Genomic DNA, 16,511 nt, shown 5'->3' with positions numbered 1-16,511 from the left:
CATCAGTCAACTCATGACGTCTCACCACGACTTACCAACGACCAACAGACTTTGCGGACACGCCCTAGCGGCCCCGCGGGTCCGGGGTGAGCGTCAGCGGTCCCAGCCGGGCGCCCCTCAGTTGGGCGACGACGACGGTGGCGTCCCACTCCTCGGAGGTCACGACGCGCGGGGCCAGCCCGTCGCTCCTGACCGTGCCGACGGCGCCCGGGACCTGGCGCTCGCTGGTCTCGAACAGCAGATGGCCGCCGGGCGCCAGCCAGCCCGGGGCGCGGGCCGTCACGCGCCGCAGGACGTCGAGCCCGTCGGCGCCGCCGTCGAGCGCCATCAGCGGCTCGTGCTCGCGCGCCTCGGACGGCAGCAGGGGGACCTCTCCGGTCGGTACGTAGGGCACGTTGGCGAGAAGGATGTCGATACGGCCCCGAAGGTCGTCCGGCAGCGGATCGAAGAGGTCCCCTTCGAGGACCGTGCCGCCGGCGGCGACATTGCGGCGGGCGCAGGCCACGGCCGCCGGGTCGAGGTCGGAGGCGTACAGCTCGACGGGGTCGTGCGCCGTCGCGAGCAGCGCCGCGCCGAGCGCACCGGAGCCGCAGCAGAGGTCGACGACCACGACGGGCCGTCCGGCGGGGGCCTGATGGATCAGGGCCGTCGCCTGGCGTACGAGGAATTCCGTACGGCGCCGGGGGACGAAGACCCCGGTGTCGACGGCTATCCGCAGGCCGTGGAACTCGGCCCAGCCGACGACATGCTCCAGGGGCTGTCCGGCCGCACGGCGGCTCACCATGTCGGCGAGGTCGGCGGGGGTGCCGGCGGCGGAGACCAGGAGCCGGGCCTCGTCCTCGGCGAAGACGCAGCCGGCGGCGCGCAGCGTGGTGACGACGGCGGTGAGGGAGGGCGGCGAGGAAGGGGAGAACGGGGAGGAGGGTGTTGCCGACATGGAAACCTTTCGGGGCGCTTCACGGGCGCTCCCGCGGTCTCAGCCTGTCGGGCGGACCGCGCGGCCGTGAGTGGGGAGCACCCGGCCTGACACTGCGGTAATGGGTCCCACCTCCTCGGTCGAGCTCTGCGTAGGTCGGGTCACAGTACCCCACGGCCCGAGGCCCGCGCCGCCCGTTCGGACTCGTCCGGATCACGCTCCTCGTCCGTCTTTCGCAGTAGTGGTGAGACAGCAATACTGTCGGCATGGATACAGAGGCCGGAACGGAGAGCGGCGCGGGGGCGGGGACCGCCGACGGCCGGCCGTCCCCGGAGCCGACGCTCACCGTCGACGAGCTGGCCGCCCGCGCCGGTGTCACGGTGCGTACCATCCGCTTCTACAGCACCCGTGGTCTGCTGCCGCCCCCGGTGATCGGCCCCCGCCGCGTGGGCCACTACGGCCGGGACCATATCTCCCGGCTCGCGCTCATCGAGGAGCTTCAGCACCAGGGCATGACGCTCGCGGCCGTCGAGCGGTATCTGGAGCAGCTGCCGCCGGACGTGAGCGCGCACGATCTGGCGATCCACCGGGCGCTGGTGGCGACCTGGGCGCCGGACTCGGCCGAGGACGCGACACGGGCCGAGCTGGAGCGGCGCGCCGGGCGGGCCCTCACCGACGAGGACGTGGACCGCCTCGCGGCGATGGGCGTCCTGGCCCGGGCCGACTCCTCCGACTCCTCCGGCCACTACCGGCTCGATCCGGGGCTGCTGCGCCTCGGGGTCGAGCTGCTGGACGTGCCGATCGCGCACGAGACGATCCTCGCCGCCCGTACGGTGCTGCTGGAGCACACCCGCTCGGCCGCGCACGAGCTGTCGCGTCTCTTCCGGGACGAGGTGTGGATTCCGTACGAGGAGAGCGAGCCGGATCCGGAGCGGGTGGCCGCGATGAGGTCGCTGTCCGCCCATATGCAGCCGATGGTGGTGCAGGCGCTGGTCACCGCCTTCCAGCGGTCGCTGAAGGAGGAGCTGCGGGCCGCGTTCACCCAGGCGTGAGGCGGCCCGCGCGGGAGCTCAGCCGTCGTGGTACGTCTCGCCCCGCTCCGCCTTCGCCACGAGTGACGCGGGCGGAGTGAACCGCTCCCCGTACGACGCGGCCAGCTCACGCGCCCGCGCGACGAAGCCGGGCAGGCCGCCCTCGTACCCGTTGATGTACTGGAGAACGCCACCGGTCCAGGCCGGGAAGCCGATGCCCATGATGGAGCCGATGTTCGCGTCGGCCACCGTCGTCAGGACGTTCTCCTCCAGGCAGCGCACGGAGTCCAGCGCCTCGGAGAAGAGCATGCGCTCCTTGAGGTCGGTGAACGGCACGTCCACATCCGGCTTGGTGAAGTGCTCGCGCAGACCCGGCCAGAGGCCGGCGCGGCTGCCGTCGTCGGCGTAGTCGTAGAAGCCGGCGCCGCCGCTGCGTCCCGGGCGGCCGAAGTCGTCCACCATGCGGTCGATGACCGTGTCCGCCGGGTGCGGGGTCCAGCTGCCGCCCGCCTCCTCGGTCGCGCGGCGGGTCTCGTCACGGATCCTGCGCGGCAGGGTGAGGGTCAGCTCGTCCATCAGGGAGAGGACCTTGGCCGGGTAGCCGGCCTGCGCCGCCGCCTGCTCGACGGACGCGGGCTCGACGCCCTCGGCGACCATCGCGACGCCCTCGTTGATGAACTGCCCGATGACGCGCGAGGTGAAGAAACCGCGGGAGTCGTTGACGACGATCGGCGTCTTCCTGATCTGCCGTACCAGGTCGAAGGCGCGCGCGAGCGCTTCGTCGCCGGTCTTCTCGCCCCTGATGATCTCCACGAGCGGCATCTTGTCGACGGGTGAGAAGAAGTGCAGCCCGATGAAGTCCAGGGGCCGGGTGACGCCGTGGGCGAGGGCGGTGATGGGCAGCGTCGAGGTGTTGGAGCACAGGAGCGCGTCGGGCTCGACCACGTCCTGGATCTCCTGGAAGACCTTGTGCTTGAGCGCGGTGTCCTCGAAGACCGCCTCGATCACCGCGTCGCAGCCCGCGAGGTCGGCCACCTGGCCGGTGGGGGTGATCCGCGCCAGGAGCGCGTCACGGTCGGCCTCGGTCGTACGGCCCCGGGAGACCGCCTTGGCCAGCAGCTTCTCCGAGTACGCCTTGCCCTTGGCCGCGGCCTCCGCCGTGACGTCCTTGAGGACGACGTCGATACCGGCGCGGGCGCAGGAGTAGGCGATGCCCGCGCCCATCATCCCGGCGCCGAGGACGGCGACCTTGCGCACCGGGCGCTTCTCGATGCCCTGGGGGCGGCTGGCGCCCGAGTTGACCGCCTGGAGGTCGAAGAAGAACGCCTGGATCATGTTCTTGGCGGTCTGCCCGGTGACCAGCTCGGTGAAGTATCTGGCCTCGATGACCTGCGCGGTCTCGAAGTCGACCTGCGAGCCCTCGACGGCGGCGGCCAGGATGTTGCGGGGGGCGGGGTAGGGCGCGCCGCCGGTCTGCTTCTTGAGGTTGGCGGGGAAGGCGGGGAGGTTGGCGGCGAAGCGGGGACTGGAGGGCGTGCCGCCGGGGATCTTGTAGCCCTTGACGTCCCAGGGCTGCGACGACTCGGGGTGCGCGTCGATGAACGCGCGCGCCCGGTCCAGCATCTCCTCGGTGCTGGCGGCGACCTCGTGGACGAGCCCGTTCTCCAGCGCGCGGCGCGGCGAGTACTGGGTGCCCTGGAGCAGCACCTTGAGCAGCGCGTCGGAGATGCCGAGGAGCCGTACCGTACGGGTGACGCCGCCGCCCGCGGGCAGCAGGCCGAGGGTGACCTCGGGCAGGCCGATCTTCGAGCCCGGCGCGTCGAGGGCGATCCGGTGGTGGCAGGCGAGGGCGATCTCGTAACCGCCGCCCAGGGCCGCGCCGTTGATGGCCGCGACGACGGGTTTGCCGAGCGTCTCGATGGTGCGCAGGGCGCGTTTGACCGCGAGGCCCGCGTCGAACGCCTGCCGGGCGTCGTCCGGACCGAGCTTGATCATGTCCTTGAGGTCGCCGCCGGCGAAGAAGGTCTTCTTGGCGGAGGTGACGATGATGCCGCGGATGCCGTCCTTCTCGGCCTCCGCGCGTTCGGCGACGGCGGCGACGGAGGTCCGGAAGGCCTGGTTCATGGTGTTGGCCGACTGGGCGGGATCGTCGAGGACGAGGGTGACGACGCCCGTCCCGTCCTGCTCCCAGCGGATGGTGGTGGACTCGCTCATGCTGCTGCTCCGTAGAGGTGCGTGGGGTGTTGGCCCGTGCGGAGGGGGACGGTCAGACGCGTTCGACGATGGTGGCGACTCCCATGCCGCCGCCGACGCAGAGCGTGGCGAGGCCGTACCGCTTGTCCTGGCGCTCCAGTTCGTCCACGAGGGTGCCGAGGATCATCGCGCCGGTGGCGCCGAGCGGGTGGCCGAGCGCGATGGCGCCGCCGTTGACGTTGACCTTGTCCAGGGAGAGCCCCATGTCGGCGACGTAGCGCAGGACGACGGCGGCGAACGCCTCGTTGATCTCCACGAGGTCGATGTCGTCGATGGTCAGTCCGGCCTTGGCCAGTGCCTTGCGGCTGGCGGGCGCGGGCCCGGTCAGCATGATCGTGGGCTCGGAGCCGGACACGGCGGCCGAGACGATCCGGGCACGGGGCCTCATGCCGAAGCGCTCGCCGGTCTCCTTCGAGCCGATCGCGACGAGGGAAGCGCCGTCCACGATGCCGGAGGAGTTGCCCGCGTGGTGGACGTGGTCGATCTTCTCGACCCAGTGGTACTTCTGGAGGGCCACCGCGTCGAATCCGCCGAGCTCGCCGATCTGGGCGAAGGAGGGCTTGAGCGCGGCGAGCGAGTCGGCGGTAGTGCCGGGTCGCAGGTGCTCGTCGTGGTCGAGGACGGTGAGTCCGTTGACGTCGACCACGGGTACGACGGAGCGGTCGAACCGGCCGTCCTTCCAGGCCGCCGCCGCGCGCTCCTGGGACAGCGCGGCGAACTCGTCCACGTCGCGCCGGGTGAAGCCGCCGATGGTGGCGATCAGGTCGGCGCCGATGCCCTGGGGGGCGAAGCCCGTACGGATGCTGGTCATCGGGTCCATCGCCCAGGCGCCGCCGTCGGAGCCCATCGGCACGCGTGACATCGACTCGACACCGCCGGCCAGGACCAGGTCCTCCCAGCCGGAACGGATCTTGGCGGCGGCCAGGTTGACGGCTTCGAGGCCGGAGGCGCAGAAGCGGTTCTCCTGGACGCCGGCGACGGTGTCGGGCAGTCCGGCGGCGACGGCGGCGACGCGCGCGATGTCGGAGCCCTGGTCGCCGAGGGGGCTGACGACCCCGAGGACGACGTCGTCGATCGCCGCCGGGTCGAGACCGGGGAAACGGTCGCGGATCTCGTGGATCAGACCGACGACGAGATCGATCGGCTTGGTGCCGTGCAGGGCACCGTTGGCCTTGCCGCGACCGCGCGGGGTGCGGATCGCGTCGTACACATACGCTTCGGTGCTCAAGACAGCGGCCTTTCGTCAGTCGGTGGAGGTGCTGGAGGCGGTGGCGCCGGGGGCGGTGTTGCTGGTCCTGATGCTCGGTACGTCCCAGTCGTCGGCGATCCCCTCGGTGTCCGCCCCCGGCAGCGCGGGCGCGCTCCGTACGGAGGTGGGCGTGGCCGAGAAGCGCGGCGCGGGGGCCGGCTGGGTGATGCCCGCGTGGTCGGTGAAGGTGCCGCGGGCCACGAGGTGCGGGTGGGCGGGGGCCTCGCGGAGCGACAGTACGGGCGCCACGCAGGCGTCGGACTCCTCGAAGACGGCCGTCCACTCGGCGCGGGTCTTCTCCTTGAACCGGGCGGTGATCGCCGCCTTCAGTCCGTCCCAGCGGGCGAAGTCCTTGCGGGCGGGCACGTCGTCCTTGATGCCGAGCAGCTCGATGAACTCGTTGTAGAACCGCTGCTCCAGCGCGCCGACGGCCATGTACTCGCCGTCGGCCGTCTCGTAGTTGCCGTAGAAGGGGGCGCCGCCGTCCAGCAGGTTCGCCCCGCGCCGGTCCTGCCAGCCGCCGGCCGCCGTCATCGCGTGGATCATCGTGGTCAGATGCGCGGCGCCGTCGACGATCGCCGCGTCCACGACCTGGCCGGTGCCGCCGGGGGTGCGGGCGTGCTGGAGGGCGGCGAGGACACCGATGACGAGATAGAGCGAGCCGCTCGCGTAGTCGCCGACGAGGTTGGCGGGGACGGTGGGCGGCCGGTCGGCCTCGCCGAACATGGAGAGGGTGCCGGCGACGGCGATGTAGTCGATGTCGTGCCCGGCGCGCTGGGCGAGCGGACCGTCCTGGCCCCAGCCGGTCATCCGGCCGTACACCAGCCGGGGATTGCGGGCGAGACACTCCTCGGGGCCGATGCCGAGCCGTTCGGCGACGCCGGGCCGGTAGCCCTCGATGAGGACGTCCGCGCGCTCGACGAGGTCGAGGAGCCGGGCGGGTCCGTCGTCGGCCTTGAGGTCGAGCAGTACGGAGCGTTTGTTGCGGTTCATGAGGTCGTACCGCGGGTCGATCCCGAGCCCCGCGCCGCCCGGCCGGTCGACTCGTACGACGTCGGCGCCGAGGTCGGCCAGCTGCATGGCGGCGAACGGGCCGGGCCCGATACCGGCCAGCTCGACGACCCGCACCCCGGCCAGCGGGCCGTTCGCGGCCGGGCCGTCGGCGCCGAGGCCGTTCGCTGTCGCTGTCATGGTGAGCCCCCAGCAGTGTGACACCAACGCTGTAACAGCGATGATGTTAGGAACGCCCGCCACTCCGCACAAGCCCCGCAGGGGCCGCTCGGCAAGCAAGCGCTTGTTCTTTTTCCGATGGTCGCAGACTTCCACGAAATGACATCCCGCGCGGACACCCGCACACGTGTGGTGTCCGATGCGGGTCACCCCCTCCCCCGGACCACCGCGCCAGGCGCTAGCCTTCGCCACCGACAGCGGCCCGGCTACGGCGAGGACTGGATGAACAGGCAGAACGGCGCAGAACGCCCGTACCAGATCGTGCTCTTCGGGGCGACAGGCTTCGTCGGAACGCTCACGGCCGAATATCTCGCCCTGAGCGCGCCGGAGAACTGCCGCTGGGCGATAGCCGGCCGCGACCGGGCCAGACTGGAGAGGCTGCGGACCCGGCTGGCCAAGCTCGCCCCGCGCTGCGCCGACCTCTCCCTGCTGGTCGCCGACTCCGCCGACCCGGCCTCGCTGCGGGAACTCGCCGAGTCCACGCAGGTGCTCGCCACGACAGTCGGCCCGTACGTCTGGCACGGCGAGGGTCTCGTCGCGGCCTGCGCGGAGGCCGGGACGGACTACGCGGACATCACCGGAGAGCAGGAGTTCGTCGACCGGGTGTATGTCGCGTACGAGGACCGGGCCCGGCAGACCGGGGCGCGGCTGCTGCACGCCTGCGGTTTCGACTGCGTGCCGCACGATCTGGGCGCCTACTTCACGGTCAAGCAGCTGCCGGCGGACGTGCCGCTGCGTATCGACGGGTTCGTGCGCACCAACGCGTTCTTCTCCGGCGGAACCCTCGCCACGGCCATGAACGCGCTGAGCCGCGGCCGGCAGAGCATGGAAGCCGCGAAGCAGCGGCGGCTGCACGAGCCCCGGCTGGTGGGACGGCGGGCCGTCGGGCCGCTGGGCACACCGCACTTCAGCAAGGAGACCGGCTTCTGGGCGCTGCCGCTGCCCACGCTGGACGCGCGGGTGGTGGCGCGCTCGGCGGCGGCGCTGCCCCGGTACGGCCCCGACTTCCGGTACCGGCACTTCGCCGGTGTCAAGACGCTGCCGGTCGCGCTGGGCGGCACGGTGGCGGCGGGCGCGGGCGCCGCGCTGGCGCAGATACCGGCGGTCCGGCGGGCCCTGACGAACCGCTTCGCGCCGGGTACCGGGCCGGGCGAGGCGCGCAGGAGCAGCAGTTGGTTCAAGGCGCGCTTCGTGGGCGAGGGCGGTGGACGCAGGGTGTTCACCGAGGTCACGGGCGGCGACCCGGGCTACGACGAGACGGCGAAGATGCTGGCCGAGACGGCGCTGAGCCTGGCCTTCGACGACCTTCCGCGGACAGCGGGGCAGGTCACCACGGCCGCCGCGATGGGTGACGCGCTGCTGGAACGGCTGCGGTCGGCCGGGATGGTCTTCCGGGTCGCGCACTCACGCTGACCCGTCCGCTCCGGCGGAGGAACGCGGCGGCCCGCCCCCAGCACGGGCCGCCGCGCTCGTCTCTCCGGTGGGCAGACTCCGGCGGCGCGTGGAACTCATCGCTCCGCGCCGGATCGATTTCCGCGCGTGTCCTCCGGCCCCGCGGCCCGTTCGGCGGCCTCCACGGCCTCGCGCAGTGCCCGACGGCAGAGCGTGTCCGCCCTGCGGGTCGTCTCCGGGACACGGAAGTCGGGGGCCAGCCGCAGGGTGTGCGCGCAGGCGGTGTCGAGAGCGGTGCGGTGACCGACGGAGACGAAGACGGGCTTCACCCCGTCCTGGGTACGCAGCGCCCGGCCCACCTCCTCGCCGTCGTCGGCCAGCAGCGGGGTGAACTCGCCGCGCCGGGTGCCGGGTTGCTCGTAAGTAAAGGTGAAGGGGTTCTTGGCGACACCGATCACCGGCAGCCCGGTCAGCACCCCGAGATGGCTGGCGAGTCCGAACCGGCGGGGGTGGGCGCGGCCGTAACCGTCGCAGACGATCAGACCCGGGTCCGACGTCAGGGCGTCCAGGGCGGCGAGGACGGTCGGGATCTCGCGGAAGGCGAGCAGGCCCGGCACATAGGGGAAGGCCACGCGCCCGACGGCGGTCGCCTCGTCCACAACGGCGAGGGTGGCCGCGTCGAGGACGACGGCGGCGGCCGCCACGATGTCGCGCTCGTCGTCGTACGCGACGTCGACCCCGGTCACCAACCCCGTCCCGGCCTCCGGCCCCGCTTCGTCGAGCACGACCCGTTCGCGCAACTCGTCCTGGATCGCCCTGGCTTCGGCCTCGTCGGCGGGTGTCCTGATCGTCGTCATGGTGTGCCAAGCGTAGTGGCGCGAGCGGCCGCGACCGATTTCGTCCGAAGCCGGGCGGCGCCGTGGGGACGGACCCGTGAGTAGGAAAAACGGTGACGTAGGTCACGCCGTTCACCGAGCACTCTTCAGCGCGTTGCGTCGTCTTTCCCTGTAGCGGAAGAGACTCATCCGCCCGAGCCGTGCGAAGGGGAGCTGGCCTTGTCCACCGTCATCGAGCAGGCCCTGCAAGCCCGGCTGGTCGCCTCGGCGCCACAGCTGGAGACCGTTCCCGCGACCCTGCGCTACGACGGTGAGGATCCCTTCGCCGTACGGATGGCGTTCCCGGCCACGGCGACGCTGGAGGGAACGGAGGTCTCCTGGGCGTTCTCCCGGGAGTTGCTGACCGTCGGGATGGACGAACCGGCCGGGCTCGGTGACGTACGGGTGCGGCCGTTCGGCTACGACCGTACGGTCCTCGAATTCCACGCCCCCGAAGGCGTCGCGATGGTCCATGTCCGCACCTCGGAGGTACGGCGCTTCCTCGACCGCTCCCTGGGGGTCGTTCCGGTCGGCCGCGAGCATCTGTATCTCGATCTGGACCACGACGTCGCCGAACTGCTGCGCGACGCCTGCTGACCCGCCGCCGAGCCCTCTCCCCCGGCGTCCCGGCCCCGGCCGTCCGCCACCGTAAAAACACGTTGCCTCCCCCCGGCCGCCCCTCGTACGGTGCACAGCAGTCCTGTTGTCACCGAACGGAGTAGGACGTTGCTCTTCTGAGGTCCTGAGACACCGTGCCGCGCAGCTCTCTGTCTGCGCGCTCCGCGTGCGACCTCGGCTGTCGAGCCGTCCCTCCCCGGTGCCCCACGCCGGTGTCTCCCACCGTTGCCTCGCATCCCTTCGCAGCAGCCAGGAGACCTGTATGTCCGCTTCCCCCCAGATCACCTGCTCCGCGCTCTCCTTCGCCTGGCCCGACGGGTCGATCGTGTTCGAGGACTTCCAACTGGCCGTCGGACCCGGCAGGACCGGTCTGGTCGGCGCCAACGGGTCAGGGAAATCAACCCTGTTGAAGCTGATCGCGGGCGAACTCACCCCCACCGGCGGCAGGACGGGCGCGGCGGGCGAGATCGGCTATCTCCCGCAGAACGCCGTGCTCGACACCGGTCTCCGCGTCGACCGGGCGCTCGGCATCGCCGGCACCCGCGCCGCGCTGCTCGCCGTCGAGGCGGGCGACGCGAGCGAGGAGAACTTCGCCGCGATCGGCGACGACTGGGACGTCGAGGAACGGGCGCGGGCCACCCTCGACCAGCTCGGACTCGGCCATGTCGGCCTCGACCGGACCATCGGCGAGGTGTCGGGCGGCGAGTGCGTCCTGCTGCGGCTGGCCGCGCTGCTGCTGGCACGTCCCTCGGTGCTGCTGCTCGACGAGCCGACGAACAATCTGGACCTGTACGCGCGCAGGCGGCTCCACGAGGCCGTCGCCGCCTGGTCCGGGCTGCTGGTCGTGGTCAGCCACGACCGTGAACTCCTCGATCTGGTCGACCGGATCGCCGACCTGCGGGACGGCGAGGTCACCTGGTACGGCGGGAACTTCTCCGCGTACGAGGAAGCTCTCGCCGTCGAACAGGAGGCCTCGAAACGGCTGGTGCGCGTCGCCGAGGGTGATGTGCAGCGGCAGAAGCGCGAACTGGCCGACGCACAGGTCAAGTTGGCCCGGCGCAAGCGCTACGGACAGAAGATGTGGGACACCAAGCGCGAGCCGAAGGCCATCATGCAGGAGCGCAAACGCCAGGCGCAGGTCTCGGCGGGCAAGCACCGCATCATGCACACCGCGAAGCTCGCGGAGGCCAGGGAACGGCTCGACGAGGCGGTGGAGGCGGTACGCGACGACGACGAGATCCGGATCGAGCTGCCCGCCACCGAGGTCCATCCCGGCATGGGCGTGCTGCGCCTGCGCGAGCTGGAGCTGCGGTACGGAGCGCGGGCCGGGGGCGAGTTCGCGATCCACGGCCCGGAGCGGATCGCGCTGGTCGGCCGGAACGGGGCGGGCAAGACGACGCTGCTGCGGACCGTCGCCGGGGAGCTGGCGCCGGTCGCGGGCGAGGCCGAGGCGCTGGTGCCGACGCGCTTCCTGCCGCAGCGGCTCGACGTCCTGGACGACGCGCTGAGCGTGGCGGAGAACGTCGCGCGGTTCGCGCCCGGCGCCACTGTCAACGAGATCCGGGCGCGGCTCGCCCGCTTCCTGTTCCGGGGCGCGCGGGCGAACCAGCAGGCCGGGACCCTGTCGGGAGGGGAGCGGTTCCGCGCCTCGCTCGCCGCCCTGCTGCTCGCGGAGCCCGCGCCGCGGCTGCTGATGCTGGACGAGCCGACGAACAGTCTCGACCTGGCGAGCGTGCGGAGCCTCACGGCGGCGCTGGGGGCGTACAAGGGCGCTCTGGTCGTGGCGAGCCACGACGTGCCGTTCCTGGAGTCGATCGGCATCACGCGATGGCTGGTGCTCGACGGCGAGCTGCGTGACACGACGGTGGAGGAGGTACGGGCGGGGCGGGCGTCCTAGGGCGCGCCCGACGCCCGGTCCGGCGGCACCGGGAAGGGTCCGGCGGCACCGGGAAGCCGGCTCGGGGGCGATCGGAGGCCGATCGGGAACCCGGACAGTCGTTGTCTGGATTCCCGGTTAGCTTCGGGCCCATGCCTCAGAACATCACCATCGTGGGCGCCCGCGAGAACAACCTCAGGGACGTCTCGCTGACCATTCCGAAGGACCGGATCACCGTCTTCACCGGGGTCTCCGGGTCCGGCAAGTCCTCGATCGTCTTCGACACCATCGCCGTGGAGTCGCGGCGCCAGCTCAACGAGACCTTCACGGCGTTCATCAGGAACCGGCTGCCCAAGTACGAGCGGCCGCACGTGGACGCGATCGACGACCTGTCCGTGGCGATCGTCATCGACCAGAAACCGGTCGGCGGCAACGTCCGCTCCACCGTCGGCACGATGACCGACATCTACTCGGTGATCCGGGTGCTGTTCTCGCGGTACGGCACGCCGAGCGCGGGGGCGGCCACCGCGTACTCCTTCAACGACCCGTCCGGCATGTGCCGGGAGTGCGACGGCGTGGGTCGGGTCGTACGGCTCGACCTCGACCGCGCGGTCGACTGGTCGAAGTCCCTGAACGGGGGCGCGCTGCTGCTGCCGGGGCTCTCGGTGGGCAGCTGGGAGTGGAATCTGTACGCCGGGTCGGGGCACTTCGACCCGGACAAGCCGCTCGACCGGTACACCGCCGAGGAACGCGAACTGCTGCTGCACGGCGGCGACTTCACCGTCAGGCTGGAGATGCGGACGGGTTCGGCGGACGTACGGTTCGAGGGTGTCGTGGGCCGCTTCACCCGGCTCTTCCTCAAGCGGGACACGGCGAGCCTGTCCGAGAAGCGCAGGGAGGCCGCGAGCCGGTTCACCGCGCAGCGGGTGTGCGACGCGTGCGGCGGGGCGCGGCTCAACGAGGCGGCGCTCGCGACCCGTATCGACGGCCTGGGCATCGCCGACTACACCCGGATGGAGGTCGGAGACCTGGTGGACGTGCTGGCGGCGATCGACGACCCGGTGGCGACGCCGATCGCGGCCGCCGCGCGCGACCGGCTCGACCGGCTGGTGGGGATCGGGCTCGGCTATCTGAGCCTGGACCGGGAGACGACCACGCTCTCCGGCGGTGAGGGGCAGCGGCTCAAGATGGTGCGCCATCTGGGGAGTTCGCTGACGGGGCTGACCTTCATCTTCGACGAGCCGAGCGTGGGCCTGCACCCGCGTGACGTGGGCCGGCTGAACGATCTCCTGCGGCGGCTGCGGGACCGGGGCAACACGGTGCTGGTGGTGGAGCACGACCCGGACGTGGTGGCGATCGCGGACCATGTCGTCGACATGGGGCCCGGCGCGGGCGCGGACGGCGGACAGGTGGTTTTCGAGGGAACGGTGGAGCGGCTGCGGGACGCCGGGACCCTCACCGGGCGGCATCTCGTGAGCCGTACCCCCGTCAAGGACGGCTTCCGCTCCCCCACCGGTCAACTGCCGGTGCGGGGAGCCGCGTTGCACAATCTGAAGGGCATCGACGTACGGTTCCCCACCGGGGTGCTGACGGCCGTGACCGGTGTCGCGGGGTCGGGCAAGTCGACGCTGGTCTCCCAGGTCTTCACCGCCGCCCACCCGGACGCGATCGTCATCGACCAGGGAGCGATCACGGCCTCCTCGCGCTCCACCCCCGTGTCGTATCTCGGCGCCATGGACACCGTCCGCAAGGTGTACGCGAAGGAGAACGGCGTCGAGCCTGGGCTCTTCAGCTTCAACTCGTCGGGCGCGTGCGCCGGGTGCGCGGGTCGCGGGGTCATCCACACCGACCTCGCGTTCATGGACCCGGTGACGACGGTCTGCCATGTGTGCGAGGGACGGCGGTTCGACGACGCCGTACTGGCGCTCCGGGTGGGCGGCAGGTCCATCGTCGACGTGCTGGACATGACGGCCGCTCAGGCGATCTTGTTCTTCGAGGAGTTCGGCGGCGACAGGACCATGCTGCGCAAGCTGCGGACCCTCGACAACGTGGGACTGACCTATCTGACGCTCGGTCAGCCGCTGAGCTCCCTGTCGGGCGGGGAGCGCCAGCGCATCAAGCTGGCGACCCAACTGCACCGTACGGGCGGCGTGTACGTCCTGGACGAGCCGACCACCGGGCTGCACATGGCGGACGTGGGCACTCTGCTGGCGCTGCTCGACCGGCTGGTGGACGCGGGGAACACGGTGATCTGCGTCGAGCACAACATGGATGTGGTCAAGCGCGCGGACTGGGTGATCGACCTCGGTCCGGACGGCGGGAAGCACGGCGGTGAGATCGTCTTCGAGGGCACGCCGGCCGAACTGCTGCGCCACCCGAAGTCGTTCACCGCCGAGTACCTGCGGCGGGAGCTCGGGGTGTGAGGACGTGGCGCCGGAAACAGGGCCTCGCCGGTGATCGGGGGCTGCCGTAGCGTGGGCGGATCCTGGTCCGACCGCCGGACCCGCCCAATCCGCCGGACCCGCCCGCGACAGCCACCCGGAGAGGCCCCATGCCCAGCAGGAAAGCCCTGATCCGACGCCCCGGCCCACGCCTCACCGAGGGTCTGGTGACCCATCTGGAGCGCACGCCGGTCGACGCCGAACTGGCCCTCGCGCAGTGGGAGTCGTACTCGGACGCGCTGCGGACGCACGGCTGGGAGACGACGGAGGCGGCGCCCGCCGACGACTGCCCGGACGCGGTGTTCGTCGAGGACACGGTGGTGATGTTCGGGAACGCCGCGCTGTTGGCCCGTTCGGGTGCCGAGTCGCGCCGGCCGGAGACCTCGGCCGTGGAGGAGGCGCTGACCGCGCTCGGCTGTTCGGTCGAACGGGTCCTGGCGCCGGGCACGCTCGACGGCGGCGATGTGCTGAAGGTCGGCGACACGGTGTACGTGGGGCGGGGCGGGCGGACCAACGCGGAGGGTGTACGCCAGGTGCGCGCCTCGTTCGAGCCACTGGGCGCACGGGTCGTCGCCGTACCGGTGAGCAAGGTGCTGCATCTGAAATCGGCGGTGACCGCGCTGCCGGACGGGACCGTGATCGGTCACACGCCGCTCGTCGACGACCCGTCGCTCTTCCCGCGCTTCCTGGCCGTTCCCGAGGAGGCGGGATCGCACGTGGTGCTGCTCGGTGGCGAGAAGGTGCTCATGGCGGCGAGCGCGCCGCGCAGCGCCGAACTGTTCGCGGATCTCGGTCTTGAGCACATCCGGGTCGACATCGGCGAGTTCGAGAAGCTCGAAGGATGCGTGACCTGTCTCTCGGTGCGGCTCCGCGACCTGCGCACATAACCACATGTAAACGGGCATCGCGGATCCGGTCTTGGCTCACGGCTTACCGCACCCTTAACCTACGGTCACGTAACCTACGAACCCGTAGGTACCACTCCCGTCCCCAGGAGCACTCGTGACACTCACCTCTCCCCATCTCGGCAGTTCTGAGGCGTGGACCGACGCCCGGTTGCTGTACGCGCTGGAAGAGGTGGTGGAGAAAGAACTCAACCGCCATCTCAAGGTCGCCAAGGACTGGATGCCGCACGAGTACGTGCCCTGGTCCGACGCGCGCAACTTCCCCGGTCTCTTCGAGGACGGCACGGCCTGGGAGCCGCAGCAGTCCAAGGTGACCGACCTCGGCAAGGTCGCCCTCGTGGTGAATCTGCTGACCGAGGACAACCTCCCCAGCTACCACCACGAGATCGCCAGTCTCTTCGGCCGCGACGGCGCGTGGGGCACCTGGGTGCACCGCTGGACCGCCGAGGAGGGCCGGCACGGCATCGTGATGCGCGACTATCTGCTCGCGTCGCGCGCCGTCGACCCGGACAAGCTGGAGCAGTTCCGGATGGCCCACATGTCGGAGGGCTTCACCTCGGACAACCGGCACTCGATGCTGCACTCCGTCGCCTACGTGGCGTTCCAGGAGCTGGCGACCCGCGTGTCGCACCGCAACACCGGCCACCAGTCGGGTGACCCGGTCTGCGACCGGATGCTGGCGCGTATCGCCACCGACGAGAACCTGCACATGGTCTTCTACCGCAATCTGCTCGGCGCGGCCTTCCAGATCGCCCCGGACCTCACCATGCAGTCGGTGCGTGACGTGGTCGTGGACTTCCGGATGCCGGGGCACGGTATGCCGGGCTTCGAGCGCGCGGCCGCGCAAATGGCGATCGGCGAGATCTACAACATGCGCATCCACCACGACGACGTGCTCCAGCCGGTGCTGCGCTACCTGAAGGTGCTCGACATCGACGGGCTGGGCCCCGACGGCCTCAAGGCGCAGGAGGAGCTGGGCATGTACATGGGTGGGCTGGACACGGAGGCGAGCAAGTTCGACGAGAAGCTCGCCGCCCGCAAGGCGCGGATGGCCGCGCGCGCCGCGGGCTGACCCCGTACGGGCCGCCGGGCCGATCCGGCGACGCCGGAGCCGCCGGCGTCCTCCGCCGACGCGGCGGCTCCGGCCCTTCGACGGGCGGCACGGACCGATCACCCGTCCACCGGGGCGTGCCCCTTCCACGAGGCGGAGCTCCCCCGGGTACCGGGACCGGGCCTCGTACGCCCCTCACGGCGTACGGCCGGGCACCTGGCACCCGTCTCCTCCTCACCGGCACATCCCTCGTCGTCGCCGCCCCCGCCCCGTTCGGCGGAGTCGGCGACGACGCTTTTCCGGTGACGGTCCCGGCGACCGCACCGACGGTCCCGCGAACCGGCTCAGGCGGTCTCGGACGCGGCCGGCCCGGCTCCGGTGCCGGCCGAACCGCGGCGGCGCAGCCGCTCGCGCTCCTTCTCCGACAGCCCGCCCCACACGCCGAAGCGCTCGTCGTTGTCCAGGGCGTATTCAAGACACGCGCGCCGTCCCTCACAGGCACCGCAGAGCTGCTTGGCCTCGCGGGTGGACGAGCCGGGGGCCGGGAAGAAGAACTCGGGCCCTGTCTGGGCGCACAGGGCGTTCTCCTGCCAGGCGAGTTCCTGTCCCGTGCGCCCGGTGATGCCGGTGAGGGTTTTCGTCGCATCGATCTGCATGGCGCACACGCTGCCCGG

13 protein-coding genes are annotated in these 16,511 nt (G+C 71.4%); 7 read left to right on the top strand and 6 right to left on the bottom strand.

All coding sequences use genetic code 11. The annotated features are described in order from the left end of the window. Positions 1–64 precede the first annotated feature (64 nt). Entirely contained in the window at positions 65–937 is an 873-nt protein-coding gene (locus tag IEY79_RS24630; protein ID WP_189109759.1) for a putative protein N(5)-glutamine methyltransferase, read from the bottom strand. A gap of 245 nt (positions 938–1,182) precedes the next feature. Between IEY79_RS24630 and IEY79_RS24625 the strand changes: the two genes are divergently transcribed. Then, positions 1,183–1,968: a MerR family transcriptional regulator gene (locus IEY79_RS24625; RefSeq protein WP_189109758.1), complete on the top strand. Its 786-nt coding sequence runs from the start codon at positions 1,183–1,185 to the stop codon at positions 1,966–1,968. An 18-nt stretch (positions 1,969–1,986) separates the two neighbouring features. Here IEY79_RS24625 and IEY79_RS24620 read toward each other — a convergent pair whose 3' ends face one another. Genes IEY79_RS24620 through IEY79_RS24610 form a run of 3 tightly spaced genes read right to left on the bottom strand, consistent with a single transcriptional unit; the run spans position 1,987 to position 6,529 of the window. Beyond that, positions 1,987–4,161, bottom strand: coding sequence for a 3-hydroxyacyl-CoA dehydrogenase NAD-binding domain-containing protein (locus IEY79_RS24620; protein WP_189109757.1), 2,175 nt, complete (start codon positions 4,159–4,161; stop codon positions 1,987–1,989). Between the two features lie 52 nt (positions 4,162–4,213). Beyond that, the gene (locus IEY79_RS24615; RefSeq protein ID WP_189109756.1) at positions 4,214–5,428 is read right to left on the bottom strand and encodes an acetyl-CoA C-acetyltransferase; all 1,215 of its coding nucleotides are present in this window, start codon (positions 5,426–5,428) and stop codon (positions 4,214–4,216) included. 15 nt (positions 5,429–5,443) lie between these two features. Beyond that, positions 5,444–6,529: a CaiB/BaiF CoA transferase family protein gene (locus tag IEY79_RS24610; protein ID WP_373292617.1), complete on the bottom strand. Its 1,086-nt coding sequence runs from the start codon at positions 6,527–6,529 to the stop codon at positions 5,444–5,446. A 372-nt stretch (positions 6,530–6,901) separates the two neighbouring features. Here IEY79_RS24610 and IEY79_RS24605 point away from each other — a divergent pair, with 372 nt between their 5' ends. Further along, positions 6,902–8,092, top strand: coding sequence for a saccharopine dehydrogenase family protein (locus IEY79_RS24605; protein ID WP_189109754.1), 1,191 nt, complete (start codon positions 6,902–6,904; stop codon positions 8,090–8,092). A 95-nt stretch (positions 8,093–8,187) separates the two neighbouring features. Here the strand turns inward: IEY79_RS24605 and IEY79_RS24600 are convergent, their stop codons facing one another. After that, on the bottom strand, positions 8,188–8,928 hold the full coding sequence (locus IEY79_RS24600) for an endonuclease V (protein ID WP_189109753.1): 741 nt from the start codon (positions 8,926–8,928) through the stop codon (positions 8,188–8,190). A 198-nt stretch (positions 8,929–9,126) separates the two neighbouring features. Between IEY79_RS24600 and ssgD the strand changes: the two genes are divergently transcribed. From ssgD to IEY79_RS24575, 5 genes are all read left to right on the top strand, one after another. Continuing rightward, on the top strand, positions 9,127–9,543 hold the full coding sequence (gene ssgD, locus IEY79_RS24595; protein ID WP_189109752.1) for a spore wall synthesis regulator SsgD: 417 nt from the start codon (positions 9,127–9,129) through the stop codon (positions 9,541–9,543). Positions 9,544–9,826: 283 nt separating this feature from the next. Next, complete coding sequence (locus IEY79_RS24590; protein WP_189109751.1) at positions 9,827–11,461, top strand: ABC-F family ATP-binding cassette domain-containing protein; 1,635 nt, start codon at positions 9,827–9,829, stop codon at positions 11,459–11,461. 131 nt (positions 11,462–11,592) lie between these two features. Next, positions 11,593–13,863, top strand: a complete 2,271-nt coding sequence (locus tag IEY79_RS24585) for an ATP-binding cassette domain-containing protein (RefSeq protein WP_189109750.1) — start codon at positions 11,593–11,595, stop codon at positions 13,861–13,863. Positions 13,864–13,991: 128 nt separating this feature from the next. Further along, on the top strand, positions 13,992–14,768 hold the full coding sequence (gene ddaH / locus IEY79_RS24580) for a dimethylargininase (RefSeq protein WP_189109749.1): 777 nt from the start codon (positions 13,992–13,994) through the stop codon (positions 14,766–14,768). A gap of 115 nt (positions 14,769–14,883) precedes the next feature. Beyond that, a complete protein-coding gene (locus IEY79_RS24575; RefSeq protein ID WP_189109748.1) occupies positions 14,884–15,858 on the top strand; it encodes an acyl-ACP desaturase in 975 nt (324 codons plus the stop codon). A gap of 323 nt (positions 15,859–16,181) precedes the next feature. Here the strand turns inward: IEY79_RS24575 and IEY79_RS24570 are convergent, their stop codons facing one another. Then, positions 16,182–16,493: a WhiB family transcriptional regulator gene (locus tag IEY79_RS24570; protein ID WP_229701087.1), complete on the bottom strand. Its 312-nt coding sequence runs from the start codon at positions 16,491–16,493 to the stop codon at positions 16,182–16,184. Between the last annotated feature and the right edge of the window lie 18 nt (positions 16,494–16,511).

It is taken from the genome of Streptomyces camponoticapitis, from assembly GCF_014646115.1.
Taxonomy (GTDB): Bacteria; Actinomycetota; Actinomycetes; order Streptomycetales; family Streptomycetaceae; genus Streptomyces; species Streptomyces camponoticapitis.
This window is presented reverse-complemented; position numbering and strand designations above follow the sequence as displayed.

Excerpts from the sequence above, each read along its gene's own strand:
- IEY79_RS24630 (WP_189109759.1), bottom strand. The coding sequence starts at position 937 with ATGTCGGCAACACCCTCCTCCCCGTTCTCCCCTTCCTCGCCGCCCTCC.
- IEY79_RS24625 (WP_189109758.1), top strand. The coding sequence starts at position 1,183 with ATGGATACAGAGGCCGGAACGGAGAGCGGCGCGGGGGCGGGGACCGCC.
- IEY79_RS24620 (WP_189109757.1), bottom strand. The coding sequence starts at position 4,161 with ATGAGCGAGTCCACCACCATCCGCTGGGAGCAGGACGGGACGGGCGTC.
- IEY79_RS24610 (WP_373292617.1), bottom strand. The coding sequence starts at position 6,529 with ATGCAGCTGGCCGACCTCGGCGCCGACGTCGTACGAGTCGACCGGCCG.
- IEY79_RS24605 (WP_189109754.1), top strand. The coding sequence starts at position 6,902 with ATGAACAGGCAGAACGGCGCAGAACGCCCGTACCAGATCGTGCTCTTC.
- IEY79_RS24600 (WP_189109753.1), bottom strand. The coding sequence starts at position 8,928 with ATGACGACGATCAGGACACCCGCCGACGAGGCCGAAGCCAGGGCGATC.
- IEY79_RS24590 (WP_189109751.1), top strand. The coding sequence starts at position 9,827 with ATGTCCGCTTCCCCCCAGATCACCTGCTCCGCGCTCTCCTTCGCCTGG.
- IEY79_RS24585 (WP_189109750.1), top strand. The coding sequence starts at position 11,593 with ATGCCTCAGAACATCACCATCGTGGGCGCCCGCGAGAACAACCTCAGG.
- ddaH (WP_189109749.1), top strand. The coding sequence starts at position 13,992 with ATGCCCAGCAGGAAAGCCCTGATCCGACGCCCCGGCCCACGCCTCACC.
- IEY79_RS24570 (WP_229701087.1), bottom strand. The coding sequence starts at position 16,493 with ATGCAGATCGATGCGACGAAAACCCTCACCGGCATCACCGGGCGCACG.